Source organism: Rhodococcus sp. NPDC127593, assembly GCF_042671975.1.
GTDB lineage: Bacteria > Actinomycetota > Actinomycetes > Mycobacteriales > Mycobacteriaceae > Rhodococcus_F.
Genome location: NZ_JBHXWI010000014.1, coordinates 40,172 through 53,841, shown reverse-complemented (window position 1 = coordinate 53,841; position 13,670 = coordinate 40,172). Strand labels below are relative to the sequence as shown.

The following is a 13,670-nucleotide window of genomic DNA, read 5'->3' as shown; positions in this document are numbered from 1 at the left end:
CGCGTGTCAGTTCCGGCCGGCGTCACACGCCAGACACTGACCGCTGATGTAGTCGGATTCGGGGGTGCACAGCAGGTACACCGCACCGGCGGCTTCCTCCGCGGTGCCCGCCCGCCCCAGAGGGATGGTCTTCACGAGCGCTTCCGCCCTGCCCTCGCGCAGCCCGACCGACACCCTGCGCCCGCCGATATCGATGAGCGGCGACTCGCCCACCGCCTCGGGTTCGGTCAGTCGGGTCGAGATCCACCCGTAGGCAACCGCATTCACGTTCACGCGGTAACGCCCCCACTCCCGTGCGAGCGCGCGCGTCAATCCGATGACGCCCGCCTTCGCCGAGCTGTAGTTTGCCTGGCCCTCGATGCCGACCAGGCCCGCATTCGACGAGATGTTGACGACCTTCCGGTGGTACTCGACCGGGTTGTTGCGGAACACGGGCTGTGCCGCGCGCAGAATCCGGAACGGCGCCCGGAGGTTGACGTCGAGGATGGCATCCCACTGCTCGTCGCCCATGTCCTCGATGGGGTCGTTCCAGTAGAAGCCGGCGTTGTTGACGACGATGTCCAGGCCGCCGTAGGCGTCGAGCGCGGTGTCGACAAAGCGCTGGGCGAACTCGTCGTCGGTGACGCTGCCGGTGCAGGCCACCGCCTCGCCGCCGATCGCCAGGATCGCGGCGACGGTGTCCTCGGCCGGGCCGGCATCGAGATCGTTCACCACGACCCTGGCGCCGTCGGCGGCCAGCTTCAGCGCGATCTCACGCCCGATCCCGCGCCCAGAACCGGAGACGATCGCGGTCCGGTTGTCCAGCTTTCCCATGACGGGTACTCCTTCTCGGTGAAATGGCAACGGGATTCGGTGGTCCCGGGTCAGCGGGCCAGGAATCCACCGTCGACGTGGATCTCGGCACCCGTCACAAAGGAGGCGTCGTCGCTCGCGAGAAACGCGACCACCGACGCGATCTCATCAGCATCGCCGAGACGACCCATCGGGGTGGTCGCAACGAGCGCCGCGACCACGTCATCACCCTTGGCCAGAACACCGGCCGTGCCGATGTAACCGGGATGTACGGAGTTGACGCGCACCCCCTCCTGCGCCCAGCGGATCGCGGTGTTCTTCGTCATCTGGCCGACCGCACCCTTGGCAGCGTGGTAGCTGAACGAACGGCCCGTGGTGCCCGTCACCCCACAGATCGAGCTGATGTTGACCACCGACCCGTAGCCCGACGCCTTCAACGCGGCGGCCGCCAACTTCAGCCCGAGGAACACACTGGTCTGAGAGACGGCGATGACCTTCTCGTACTCCTCGATCGTGATGTCCTCGACCCCGGCGAAGTTGCCGATGCCGGCGTTGTTGACGAGAATCCCGAGAGCGCCGTATTCCATTTCCGCCGTGGTGATCACGTGCTGCCACGCATCCGGATCGGTCACGTCGTGGGCGAGCGCAATGGCCCGGCCGCCGGCGGCGGTGATGACGTCGGCGACCTTACGCGCCTCCGGTTCTCGGACATCGGTGACAACCACGCGTGCACCCTCACGGGCGAGACGCAGTGCCGTGGCACTGCCGATCCCGCCGGCGGCGCCGGTCACCAGGGCTACGCGATCTGTGAGCCTGTCCACTGCGCTAGCCGACCTTCACGGACTTGCGCTCGAGGAACGCGGCAATCGGCGCGACATGATCACCCGACGCGAAGCACTCCTTCTCCATCATCAGACTCGGATCGAGGACCAGGTTCGCGTTGTCACGCAGAATGTGGTTCAGCACCGCCTTGGTGCCCCGGATCGCCCGCTGCGGACCATCCGCCAGCCGAGTCGCGAACGCATGTGCGGTACTGAACAATTCGTCATCCGCCACGACCTCGTTGACCAACCCGATCCGCTCGGCCTTGGCCGCCGACATCGAATCACCCGTCATCAGATACTGCTTGGCCCGATTGATCCCGACCAACCACGGCCAGATCACGATGCCACCGTCACCCGCACCGACCCCGACCCGAACATGCGGATCGGCGAACTTCGCCCCCTCGCCGGCGAATACGACGTCACACAGCAGCGCCAGCGTGGCACCCAGACCCATCGCCGGACCGTTGACCGCGGCGATGATCGGCTGCGGCAACTCGAGCAGATCCATCACGATCTTGCGGGCCTCGGTGAACGTGTTGTCCAGCCTCTCGCCGGCACCCGTGGCGATGTTCTTCAGGTCACCACCGCCCGAGAACGCCTTGCCCTCGCCCGTGATGACCACGGCGCGGGTCTCCCGATCGGCGCGGATGTCGGCGAACACTCGCGACAGCTCGGTGTGTAACTGCCGGTTGACCGCGTTGTAGGCCTCCGGACGGTTCAGCCGCACCGTGAGCACCCCAACCGTGCGCTCGAATGCCAGGTGCTTGTAGTTCTTGTAGACCTCGGACGTGCTCATGTCTCTCCCAACCAATCATCGAGTTCAAAGGTGATGGGCACGGCGGACCCGGTACCCATCCACACACGGAGCCGCAACCCACGCGTGCCGTGCCGCCACCGGGCGACACCGCCGCAGGAGATTGCACCATGTGGCAAGTCATCATTTATTTAGTACTCAATATCTGCAGCTCATGTCAAGGTTCTCATACACATATATGTGGCTAGTAATTCTTGCGAGCTCGAATCCCCGGCCAGGGGACCGACTGCCACGCAGACCGGCCTCGAGCGGCGCACCCCGCCCCTCCCTTCCCTGGCGCAGAAGGGATGCGGATCCGTTTCGGGGCTTCATGCAATTTACTTCCCCTGGGGATGAAAGTCCCGACCATCGGCCAGGAGACCCGCTCTCCCCCACCCCGTCGCCTCGCGCTGAGCGAATCGCGACAACGCGCAGTCGCCACAAGGAAAGCGCCTTTCACCAGCCAGTCCCTCCACGCGGGCCGCCCGGGATTCGCGGCTCGGGCGCCAACCGCGGCCGCCGTCAGGAACCGGCATCCCACCGAAATCAGAAACTTTGTGAATGGGTCTTAAGTTTTGGCGCGAGTGGGCGTATCTTGGGCCTACCGCACACCAGAGTTGCCCAGATCACATCCATCCGTGAGCTGCCGTCCGCAGATCACGACACCGCGCGGCGCCTCACCCGATGGCGCCGGCCACATCCCCCAACCGTGCCGGTGCGCCCCAGGCGCCCGGTTGAACGAGGAGGACAGATGCCAGTTCCGGACCGTTCGGAAGTGAGCTCATCCCTGCACTTGCCACAGCACTTGGACTACCCCCCGATCGGGTTCGACTCGATCCTCGACTTCGCCGCACGCGCCTACCGCGACCGCACCGCGTTGCGGGACGGCGAGCTCACCCTCTCCTTCGCCGAGTTGCACGACCACGCACTGCGGCTCGCCGGCGGTCTTCGGGCACAGGGAGTGCGGCCGGGCGATCTCGTCGCCCTGCACATGCCGAACTCTCTATGGTTCCCGGTCGCCTACTTCGGCGTGCTGTGCGCCGGCGCCACCGCCTGCCCGGTCAATCCGGCCCAGCCGGGCGACGCCATGCGCCACCAGCTCGAACACTTCGGCGCCACCGCGATGATCACCCATGCAAGTTGCGCCGGCGTAGTGGCGGCCCACCGCCCGCCGGGGCTGCGGCTCGTCACCGCCGTCCCTCCCACGGAAGCTGCCCCCGATCCCGAGGCGGGCGAGCGCGCGGAGGTGACGGTCTCCTGGTCCGAGCTGCTCTCGGCAGCACCGCTGCACGGCGCCCCGGTCGACGCCGGGTCGGTCGCGCACCTGCAACTGACCGGAGGCACGACGGGCCGGTCCAAGGGGGTGCGGGTGCTGCACTGCAACCTGGTGAGCAACGTCCTGCAGATCGCACTGCGGCGGTCGGGGGTGGTGCCCGGGCGCGATGCCAACGGGGACATCATCCTCAAGCCACTCCCATACGCACAAACCGACCACACCGAGGTACCCGGCCGGGGCACCTTCGCGCAGGTGGCTCCCTACTTCCACGGGCTGGGCCTGGTCGGGCAGTGCGCCAACACCCTGCTCGGCCTCACCACGGTCATCGTGGGCAGGTTCGACCCGGAGCGCTACCTCGCCGACATCGAGCGCTACGGAGTGACCAAGCTCGGCGGTTCCGCCGCGTTCTACCACGCACTGCTCGAATCCCCGGCGATCACCGAGCGGGACCTGTCCAGCGTCCTCTCGATCTCGTGTGGCGGCGCACCGATCGACACCGGCACCCTGGACCGGCTGCGCGCGGCCTTCCCGTCCGCCGAGGTGATCCAGGTGTATGGACTGAGCGAGGCCACCTGCACCGTCACCATGCAACCCCCGGCGGCCCTGTCGGCGTCACCCGCGGGCAGCGCGGGTGTACCGGTGCCGGACACCGAGGTCGAGCTGCGCGACGAGAGCGGGATCCCGGTGTCCCGCACGGGAGATGTCGGCGAGATCTGTGTGCGCGGCCCGCAGGTCACCGACAGCTACCACCGGGACGCGGTGTTGACCGGCGAACAGTTCACCGACGGCTGGCTGCGCACCGGCGACCTGGGACGGTTCGACGAGAAGGGCAATCTCTTCATCGTCGGCCGCGCCAAGGACATGATCATCTACAAGGGCTACAACGTCTATCCCGCCCACCTGGAGGAAGTGCTCGGCAGGCACCCCGCGGTCGCGCGCTCCGCCGTGGTCGGGGTGCCGCGAACCGGTGTGGACGAGATCCCCGTCGCCTTCGTCGTGGCGCACCCGAACCGGCGGTCCGACACCGGGCTCGCGTCGGAACTCATTCGTCACGTCGACGACCGCGTCGCGCCCTACCAACGTGTCCGCGAGCTCCACTTCGTCGACGACCTGCCGCTGTCCCCGACCGGCAAGGTCCTCAAGTCCGCGCTCAGGAACGTGCTGACCGGCCCCGGCGGGTCGGACACGCCCACGACCGGCGCATCCGTCAGCCGCGGCTCCTGACCCGCGGCGACCGGCCGCATCCTCACCACCGATCGTCACTCACGGCGTCACCCCTCGCCGTGGACCTCATACATTCTCAGCTCGACAGAAAGGCAACCGATGTCCGTCACCACAACTCCGTCAGAGGCGCCCACGGGCACCCTGCGGTCCACCCCGACCTCCCGCACAGCGTGGATGATCGTGGGGCTGCTCTTCCTCTTCACATTCATGAACTTCGCGGACAAGGCCGTGGTGGGGCTGGCCGGTGTCGAGATGATCAAGGATCTCGGGCTCACCAAGGAACAATTCGGCATCGTCCAGAGCAGCTTCTTCTGGATGTATGCGGTCGGCGCCATCGTGGGTGGCCTCCTCGTCGGCCGGGTCCCGGCGCGCTGGCTGCTGGCGGGCACCGCCTCGCTGTGGGTGATCGCGCTGGTCCCGATGATCTGGAGCACCAGTTTCACCGTACTGGTCGCCACCCGCGTGCTCCTCGGATTCGCCGAGGGACCCACCGCAGCAATGGCTCTCGCGGTCGCGCACAGCTGGTTCACCGCCGAGAAGCGGGCGCTGCCGAGCTCGATCATCGTCGCCGGCACCTCCGCGGGACCGCTCGTCGCGGCTCCGGTAATCACCGCCCTGGTGATCCATCACTCCTGGCACGCGGCCTTCGCGGTCACCGCGGCGGTCGGCGCCGGCTGGGTGGTCTTGTGGCTGATGCTGGGCAAGGAGGGCAACGAGCAAGCGGGCGATCCGCACGCTGGACATGCGTCGACGACCGATACCGTGCTCCCCGAGTTCATCCCCTACCGGCGGCTGCTGCTGTCGGGCACCGTCATCGGCACCTGTGTGCTGTTCTTCGTCACCTACAGCAATGCCGCGGTGAAGATCAGTTGGCTGCCGCTGTACCTGCGCGAGGGCCTCGGCTACGACGCGACCACCGCGGCCAGACTGCTTACGCTGCCGTACCTGGTGACCGGGATCATGATTGTCCTCGCCGGACTGACCTCGCGCCTGATGACCAAGCGCGGTGTGAGCAACCGCATCGCCCGCGGCGGTTTCGCCGCCGGCCTCATCGTCGTCGGCGGCCTGAGCACGATCACCTTCTCGATGATCGACCGCGGACCGCTGCAGATCGTACTGATCTCGGTGGGTGCGTCGCTGGTCGCCGCCTCGAACGGGGTCGCGTGGGCCGCGGTGTCGGACGTGGTGCCAGCCAAGCAGCGAGGAACGGTGTTCGCGTGCATCATTGCGGCGTACAGCCTCGGCGGAATCGTCGCACCGCTGATCCTGGGCAAGCTGGTCGACAACGCCGGTGAATCACCGCTGGAGGGATACTCGCGTGGCTTCCTCGGCCTGGGCATCATGCTGATCGTCGGGGCTATCATCGCTTTCCTCCTCATCAACCCCGACAAGGAGGTCAAGCGACTGGCCGCCAAGGCTTCTCGGGACCACGCCGACCTCACCGCCTGATCTCGGCGGGCCGCCACCCGCACGGTCGGTGGTGTCAGGGCACCCGCCCTGACACCACCGACCTGCGTCCGAGGCCGGAACTACCCACCGGCACTCACACCCGAACACAAGGACAGACCGGCGGACGCGCGATATCACGCCCGCCCGGATCGGCGGAAACGCCGCGCCCGCAAACATTTCGACCGGCGGCGATGCTCCAGCAGTCGCGCTGAGCCAGCGGCGGCGGGCACCACCCGGGGCACGGCTACGGTTGCGCGACGAACCGCCGCGCGATCATCATGAAGGCCTGCGACGCCGCGTCGAGGCTGTCCTTCCGGTGCACGAAACCGAATGCCTGGACCATCGGAGGATCGATGCGGCACAGGTGAGCCCCGAGTTCGACCGCCTCCCGCGCCTGGGCCGGCGGCAGGATCGCGGCTCCCGCACCGCTGGCGACCAGACGCGGGTGGACCGGCAACATCCCGATCTCGACCGCCACCCGCACCTCCACACCCGCGGCCCTGCAGGCCTCCTCGAGCAGGTCCCGAACAACGTCCCCGAGCGGTCCCGCCACCAGGTCGATCTCTTCCAGTCCCGCCAACGGGATGGAATCGCGGCCGCACAGCCGATGCCCGGGCGGCACCGCGAGGGCCAATGTGTGCTGCCCCAATGGGAGCGCCTGCGCCCCGCTGGCAACACGCACCGGCAGGGAGCACAATGCGATCTCGCAGGTCGCACGTTTCACCAGTTCGGCGGCTTCATCGGAATCCGACGCTCGCAGCACATTGACCCATACCCCGGGGTGCAGGTCACGGAACACCCGAATGAAGTCGGCCAGCGGTTCGACGGCGAGGTCGCTGGTCACGGCGACGTCGAGCCGCCCTTCCTCCAGCTGCTGGATGCGCCGCACCGCGTCCGACGTTTCCAGAACTCCACCGAGGACCTGCCGGGCCGGACCGACGAGCGCCCTCCCGGCGGCCGACAGTTCGAGCCCACGTCCGAGTCGATGGAAGAGCTCGACGTCCAGTTCCCGTTCGAGGGCCCGAATCGCCTGCGACAACGACGGCTGGGCGATGTAGAGCGCCTCCGCGGCTCGGGTCATGCCGCCGTGATCCACTACGCTGAGGAAGTACCGCAGCTGCCGGGCGTCCATCCCCCGACGATATAGCAGGCCACCGGGGCAGCCCGGCCTGACTCATTCGTAGAACCCCCGCTCCCGATCATTTTCGTAGCAGGCAGAATGCAGTGCATCGATGCGACGTCATCAAGTACTTGAGGAGGCGCGATGGAGTTCAGGCAGCTGGACCAGTTTCTCGCGGTCGTCGAGCACGGCGGGCTCGTACGCGCCGCAGCAGCACTCCACATTTCGCAGCCGTCACTGTCGCAGACCATCCGGGGCCTCGAACGTGAACTCAAGACTCCGTTGTTTCACCGGGTCGGTCACGGGGTCGTCCTGACGGCGGCCGGTGAGGCACTCGTCGACCCAGCGCGCCAGTTGATCCGGGACGTGGCGACGGCGCGCGCGTCGGTCGCAGAGGTCGCTGGGATACGCACCGGACGCCTCGACCTCGCCGCGATGGGCAGCCCACTCGAGTTCATCCTTCCCGCCGTGGGAGAGTTCCGTCGCCGTCACCCCGATGTGTTCATCGGTATCGAGACGCCCGCGATGGAGTCCGACATTCTGCGCCAGGTCCGTGAAGGCCGGAGCGAGCTGGGCTTTCTACCGTTCCAAGACGAAACGGAGATCCGGAGCGAGGCGGTTCGGGGCCGGCTCGAGCTCGTACAGCTCGGAGTCGAGCATATGAAGCTGGTCATGCCCCCCGGAATCGGCACTACCCTGCCCGACCCCCTTCCGATCGGGCAGCTACCCGATCTTCCGATTACGGCGGCCCCCTTCGGCGCGCACGGCAGGGATGCGGTCGAGAAGGCCCTTCGCCGCGCAGGATTGCACACGCGGCTGGGGGTCGTCACGGCGCACAGATCGACGCACTGCTCCCTCGTCCTGCGGGGTATCGGCATGGCGTTCAGTCCGGAGGGACAGGTGGACCAGGCAGTACGCACCGGCGCGGTGGTACGCGACCTCGACCCACCCATCCTCCTCCCCTACGGTGTGGTGCGCCGGAACGGTCACCTGTCGCCGGCGGCCGCCGCATTTCTCGAGCTGGCGGTCGAGCAACTCCGCGACCGGAGCAGCAACTGACTCTCCGGCCGCGTCGAGGTCGATGACGCGGACCGGGGAAAACCGAATATCGGCGCGCGATCGAATCCAATTGTTGTGCAGCCTAATTGGCACTTACTGCACGAACGCAACACGCCGGACACGAAACCGTGGTACCGCGGGTGCTGACAGACCTGTCCCATCGGGGCCACTCCCGTCGGGAATTGCCCAGATGCGACCGGACTCTTGGTCCGGAGCCTACCGAATGGCGGCGCCCCCGGTCGCCGCCATTCGCTCCGGCACACCGGCGAGGACCCCACCGCGCGGCGGGTCCTCGACCGACCCCGCCGCGCAGTCGTGCGCGCGGATCGTCATCGAGCGGGTGAGCCGGCCACCCGTGGCGTGATCACGAGGCACTCGGTCAGGTAGCCGCATCACCGGCCTTGGTCCGCGCAACGATCGACGCGAGGTCACGTTCGGGGCGGATCATCACGAAAGCGAGCACCGCGCAGACAATAAGCAGCGAACCGAGCCAGAGGAATCCACGCGAGTAGCCGTCGAGTGGAACGGCAGCTGCATTGCCGACGAGCTTGCCCAGAACGAGCGGCCCGATTATGCCGCCCACACTGTAGATCGCGACGATGTACCCGAAGACCGGCCCGCGCTGCGAGTGCGGCACCAGGTCGGACACCGCGGTCCATGCAACGCCGTTGGCGGCCGCGACGAAGGACGCCCCGACCGAGACCAGCACGATCTGAAGCACGCCGCGGTCGAGAGTCGAGAACCAGATCGTGCTCAGCCCCCCGACTGCGACGAGCACGGCGGCGAACCCCCCTCGGGCAAGTCGGTTGCTCACCCCACGGCGGGTCATCATGCGGGAGGCCGTGCCCGCCAGCACCATCATCACCGCCCCGGCCAGGTAGGGCAGAGTGAGAAGGTTGCCCGCGGTCGTGGCGCTGTACCCCAGACCTTCTCGCAGATACAGGGGAAGCCAGCTGACCTTCACCGCCGCATTGGTGTACGTCGCGAAGAACAGCACACACGCACCGAGCACGGTGCCCGTGGTGAGAAGCCGGCGGTACGGGAGCCGGACGGCGCGGGTCTCCTCGGCGCCCTCCGCGTGGCGATCGGTGTGCGCGTCCCCCTCCGACCCCTCACGGCCGAAGCACAACCAGAGCACCACCCACATTGCGCCGCCGATCGCGGTGACGGCAAACGCCATGTGCCACGAGTGATTCACGACGACCGCGGTGATCACAGGTGCCGCGACGAGCGGACCGACACTGGTACCCGCCACGATGATGGAGCTGGGCAGCGCGCGCTTGTTCTCCGGGAACCAACTGTGTGTCACCGACATCGCCATGGCCGCCGACGGCCCCTCGGCGAAACCGAGGACGATCCGGGTCACGACGAGGACCGTGAAGCTCGTGCTCCAGATCATCGGGACGAGGGCAAGTACCCAGATCATGGCGGTGCCCGCCAACAGCCAGCGCGCCGGGATCCTGCCGATCAGCAGTCCACCCAGAATCGAGCCGACGGCGAACAGCCAGAAGAAGCTGCTCTGCACGAGCCCGAACTGCTGTTTCGTGATCCCGAGGTCCTTGATCATCTCGACGCCGGCCAGACCCACGACGGCCTTGTCGGCGAAGTTGAAGAACAGGAACAGGAAGATCAGCGCGACGATCAGCCAGGCGCGACGTCCCACTTTCATGAGGTTGGGTGTCGCCGGCGGCGACGTCGCGGACGATTGGTCGAGGGACATGGGACCTCCGATGGAAGTGTTCGGATCGAGTGCGGGCACACCCGCAGAAGCGCGTCGACACCGGGTACAAGAGGGTGGGTGGTCGCGTGCGAAGTCCACCCCCCACTGGGGATGCCGCCGACGGCTACGAGTGAAGCACGTCACCTCCATCCCGACAAGGGCTCCAGGCCATGCGGCGTGTGACGTACGCCTCATCCCGGACATGAAACATGTTGCCATACAGGCGATATCGAGGAAACGCATTCCGGACGCATCAGGCAGGCCCATTGCACGCACCGCGTCAGCCGCGACCCCGCAGCGACCGAACCCACAATCTGAAATTGCCTTCCCGAGCAAGCCGGAACTTGGGATTGACACACACTGCAACAATGCTGTATTAAGTAAATATACACTTGCTCCAAATCGAATTCAAGACGAACACCGTACCCACCGGAAGCCCGACTCTCGCCTTCGCGACCGACATCACCTGAAGAACGACGGCGAAGACCGAAATATACAGCGACTACGACTGTTTGGCGTTCGAGCGCCTCGGTGGGTGCTCACCGCGCGACTGAACCGACCGGAGGTTACAACGCCGTCACAAGGTGCTGCACAGGCGAGTTGTCACGGGTGTTCGCGCAGATCCGACCCGACCGTGCGACCACGCCGGGGGCGTCACCGGTCACGGCCGGGCTTCTGCGGTGGCGGCGTCCTCAAGAGCATCATCCGGGCGCCGGTGAGCGACTCGAAACCACCTTCATCGAGGTCCGGAAGACGGTGCTCGAACTGCCTCAACTGAGCATCTCGTCCCCCGACGGTCCCACCATGGGGGTGGGCGCGACCCTCGCGTTGCTGTGCGCCGTGGTGTTCGCCTCCGATCGCGCGCAGGTTGGTGATCCGCATCCCCGGGCGGGTCCGGCGAGGGACGGCATCGTGATCTGGCCCTGGCTGATCGGAATTAACAGAGCCAAGCAGCATCTGATGACGGACGACAAGATGTAGCGGCGTGTCGGAGAAGATCGGACTGGTCAATCAGGTCGTCCCGGGCGGAGTTGCTGCGGACCGCGCAGGAAGTTCGTCGCGCGCCTCGCCGACGGGCCTCAACGCGCGATCCAGGGCACGAAGGCCGTCCTGAAGCAACAGTCTGCGCGCGACCGCGAACTCGTTCTCAACTCCAGCCGGATGATGAGTAGGGAGTGCTTCGCCCCGGGCGATCACCACTTCGCAGTGGATCGACGAGCCAAGGGGCCCGAAGATCGGTCGCGACGGCCGGTGGCTCCCGTTCGGATGCCCCGGAGACGCGTGGAGCGCCACACCGTTCCGGGCCGGGTCGCCCGCGGGGCTGTGTTCGGAAACGCCTGGCGCTCCCGACGATTCAGCGGAGCAGATCCGGCACCGCTCGGATGAGCACCTTCCCCGTCGGGCTGAGCGGGAGTTCGTCGACAAAGTGGACCGCCCGGCTCCGCTGGTAGGGCGCCACCCGCTCACGGACGTGGTCCACAAGTTCACTGGCGAGCGCGTCACCGGAGAGCGCGGATCCGACCGGCACCACGAAGGCGACCGGCGTTTCGCCGACCTCCGGCTGCGGGATGCCGACGACCGCGCTTCGAGCCACCGACGGATTAACGCCGAGGATCTCCTCCAGATGCGCCGGGTACACGTTGTAGCCCTTGTAGATGATCATGTCCTTGGCGCCGCCGACAATGAACAGGTTGTCTGCCTCGTCCATGCGCCCCAGGTCTCCGGTCCGGAGCCAGCCGTCCCGGAACTGCTCCGCCGCCAGCTCGGGTTCGCGGTGATAACCGTCTGTGACCTGAGGGCCGCGCACCCAGATCTCTCCGGTCTCCCCGATCGGAATCGAACGGATGCCGTCGCCGGCACGCAGTTCCACTGCCGTGCCCGCCACCGGCACGCTGGCGCTGCCGGCAGGGGAGTCGACCTGGGACACCGGCGGCGGCATGGTGACCGTGCACGTCCGCCTCCTCCTGCGCAGTCATCGGATTGTATGACTACCGGTGGGGCGGACGATTGCACGCAGCGGTCGCCCTTGAGTCCGGCACCACCCCGACCGCCGAGGGTCCGGGACCACGCCAAGTCCCGGATCGCGGACAATATCGCACTCCGCGTGGAATTCGTTGCTGCCCTCATGATGTCGGCAGGTCACGATACTCGCGCGGGAGTTGAGGACCGCGCTGCAATCGGCGTGCTGGGACGGACGACTGATCGCGAGTGAGGGCACCGTGACGCGATCCTCACGTTGCCCGACCGCGACCGGGGCGCTCCGGGCCCGACGGGCGCCCGCCGGACCGGTGGTACCGCTCGGTGCACGATCCCCCGGCCGAGCGGACGCACCCGATTCGCTCCCCGGGGTGGCCGATCGAACGGTCCGGGACGAATCCGGTATCGGCTGACGCCGATCAGGCGTCGGCGTGTGCACCGACCGGGTCGACACACAGCCGAGGCAGGCGATCGCGGACGAGCTCCTCTGCCTCGTGAACGATCCGGGCGACCATCTCCGCAACCGTGGGAATGTCGTGAATCAGGCCCTGGGACAGGCCGCTCGCCCAGATACCGAGATCAAGATCGCCCTCTTCGTGCACCCGCCGTCCGCGAGCCCCCGCCACGAGATCCCTTACGTCGGCGAAGTCCCCGCCCTCGGCGAGGATGTGGACCACCTGACGGCTGACCGCGTTGCTGGCCACCCGAGAGGTGTTGCGCAGCGGCCGGAAGATCAGTTCGGTGTCGAGCTCCGTGGCGTCGACAACCCGCTGCTTGACCCGCTCGTGCACCGGCGACTCGACCGTGCACATGAAACGGGTGCCCATGTTGATACCGTCCGCGCCCAGGGCGAGCGCGGCCACGAGGCCCCGCCCGTCCGCGAACCCTCCCGACGCGATGAACGGGATCCGCAGCGCTCGGGCCGCGGCCGGGATCAGGATCAGGCCCGGAATGTCGTCTTCCCCGGGGTGGCCCGCGCATTCGAAACCGTCGATGCTCAGTGCGTCGACACCCAAGGCTTCCGCCTTGAGAGCGTGTCGCACACTCGTGCACTTGTGGAGCACCTTGACTCCGGCCGCCTTGAAGGCTGGCATGTGCTCGACCGGGTTGTTGCCCGCCGTCTCCACGATACGCACCCCGGATTCGATGATGACCTGCCGGTACTCCGCATACGGTGGCGGGGTGATCGCCGGCAGGATGGTGAGATTGACACCGAAGGGACGATCCGTCATCTCCCGGCAGCGGGCGATTTCCTCGGCAAGCGCCTCCGGGGTCGGCTGGGTCAATGCCGTGAGGAACCCCAGTGCGCCCGCGTTCGCGGTGGCAGCCACGAGCTCGGCTCGTCCCACCCACTGCATACCGCCCTGCACAATCGGGTGTTCGATTCCGAACAGGTCGGTGAATCTATTACGCAGCATTGCTTTTCCCGTTCTCTG

11 protein-coding genes are annotated in these 13,670 nt (G+C 67.1%); 4 read left to right on the top strand and 7 right to left on the bottom strand.

Annotated features, from left to right (window positions below; translation table 11 throughout):
- Positions 1 to 6 precede the first annotated feature (6 nt).
- The 3 genes from ACFVJ3_RS15255 to ACFVJ3_RS15245 are packed head-to-tail and all read right to left on the bottom strand — an operon-like array spanning position 7 to position 2,412.
- Complete coding sequence (locus tag ACFVJ3_RS15255; protein WP_378452812.1) at positions 7 to 813, bottom strand: SDR family NAD(P)-dependent oxidoreductase; 807 nt, start codon at positions 811 to 813, stop codon at positions 7 to 9.
- Between the two features lie 50 nt (positions 814 to 863).
- Positions 864 to 1,613, bottom strand: coding sequence for an SDR family NAD(P)-dependent oxidoreductase (locus ACFVJ3_RS15250; protein ID WP_378452811.1), 750 nt, complete (start codon positions 1,611 to 1,613; stop codon positions 864 to 866).
- Between the two features lie 4 nt (positions 1,614 to 1,617).
- Entirely contained in the window at positions 1,618 to 2,412 is a 795-nt protein-coding gene (locus ACFVJ3_RS15245) for an enoyl-CoA hydratase/isomerase family protein (RefSeq protein ID WP_378452810.1), read from the bottom strand.
- 772 nt (positions 2,413 to 3,184) lie between these two features.
- Between ACFVJ3_RS15245 and ACFVJ3_RS15240 the strand changes: the two genes are divergently transcribed.
- The gene (locus ACFVJ3_RS15240; protein ID WP_378452809.1) at positions 3,185 to 4,909 is read left to right on the top strand and encodes a class I adenylate-forming enzyme family protein; all 1,725 of its coding nucleotides are present in this window, start codon (positions 3,185 to 3,187) and stop codon (positions 4,907 to 4,909) included.
- A 99-nt stretch (positions 4,910 to 5,008) separates the two neighbouring features.
- Positions 5,009 to 6,358: an MFS transporter gene (locus tag ACFVJ3_RS15235; protein WP_378452808.1), complete on the top strand. Its 1,350-nt coding sequence runs from the start codon at positions 5,009 to 5,011 to the stop codon at positions 6,356 to 6,358.
- 244 nt (positions 6,359 to 6,602) lie between these two features.
- Here ACFVJ3_RS15235 and ACFVJ3_RS15230 read toward each other — a convergent pair whose 3' ends face one another.
- Positions 6,603 to 7,490 carry a LysR family transcriptional regulator gene (locus tag ACFVJ3_RS15230; RefSeq protein ID WP_378452807.1) on the bottom strand — a complete coding sequence of 296 codons (888 nt, stop codon included), beginning with the start codon at positions 7,488 to 7,490 and terminating at the stop codon, positions 6,603 to 6,605.
- A 132-nt stretch (positions 7,491 to 7,622) separates the two neighbouring features.
- Between ACFVJ3_RS15230 and ACFVJ3_RS15225 the strand changes: the two genes are divergently transcribed.
- Positions 7,623 to 8,537, top strand: a complete 915-nt coding sequence (locus ACFVJ3_RS15225; RefSeq protein WP_378452806.1) for a LysR family transcriptional regulator — start codon at positions 7,623 to 7,625, stop codon at positions 8,535 to 8,537.
- A gap of 379 nt (positions 8,538 to 8,916) precedes the next feature.
- Here ACFVJ3_RS15225 and ACFVJ3_RS15220 read toward each other — a convergent pair whose 3' ends face one another.
- Entirely contained in the window at positions 8,917 to 10,257 is a 1,341-nt protein-coding gene (locus ACFVJ3_RS15220; protein ID WP_378452805.1) for an MFS transporter, read from the bottom strand.
- A 609-nt stretch (positions 10,258 to 10,866) separates the two neighbouring features.
- On the opposite strand from ACFVJ3_RS15220, the gene ACFVJ3_RS15215 reads away from it, so the two are divergent.
- Positions 10,867 to 11,238: a hypothetical protein gene (locus ACFVJ3_RS15215; RefSeq protein WP_378452804.1), complete on the top strand. Its 372-nt coding sequence runs from the start codon at positions 10,867 to 10,869 to the stop codon at positions 11,236 to 11,238.
- Positions 11,239 to 11,611: 373 nt separating this feature from the next.
- Here ACFVJ3_RS15215 and ACFVJ3_RS15210 read toward each other — a convergent pair whose 3' ends face one another.
- Positions 11,612 to 12,196, bottom strand: a complete 585-nt coding sequence (locus ACFVJ3_RS15210) for a class I adenylate-forming enzyme family protein (protein WP_378452803.1) — start codon at positions 12,194 to 12,196, stop codon at positions 11,612 to 11,614.
- A 457-nt stretch (positions 12,197 to 12,653) separates the two neighbouring features.
- Positions 12,654 to 13,652 (bottom strand): NAD(P)H-dependent flavin oxidoreductase, encoded by a 999-nt coding sequence (locus ACFVJ3_RS15205; protein ID WP_378452802.1) that lies wholly within the window; start codon positions 13,650 to 13,652, stop codon positions 12,654 to 12,656.
- Between the last annotated feature and the right edge of the window lie 18 nt (positions 13,653 to 13,670).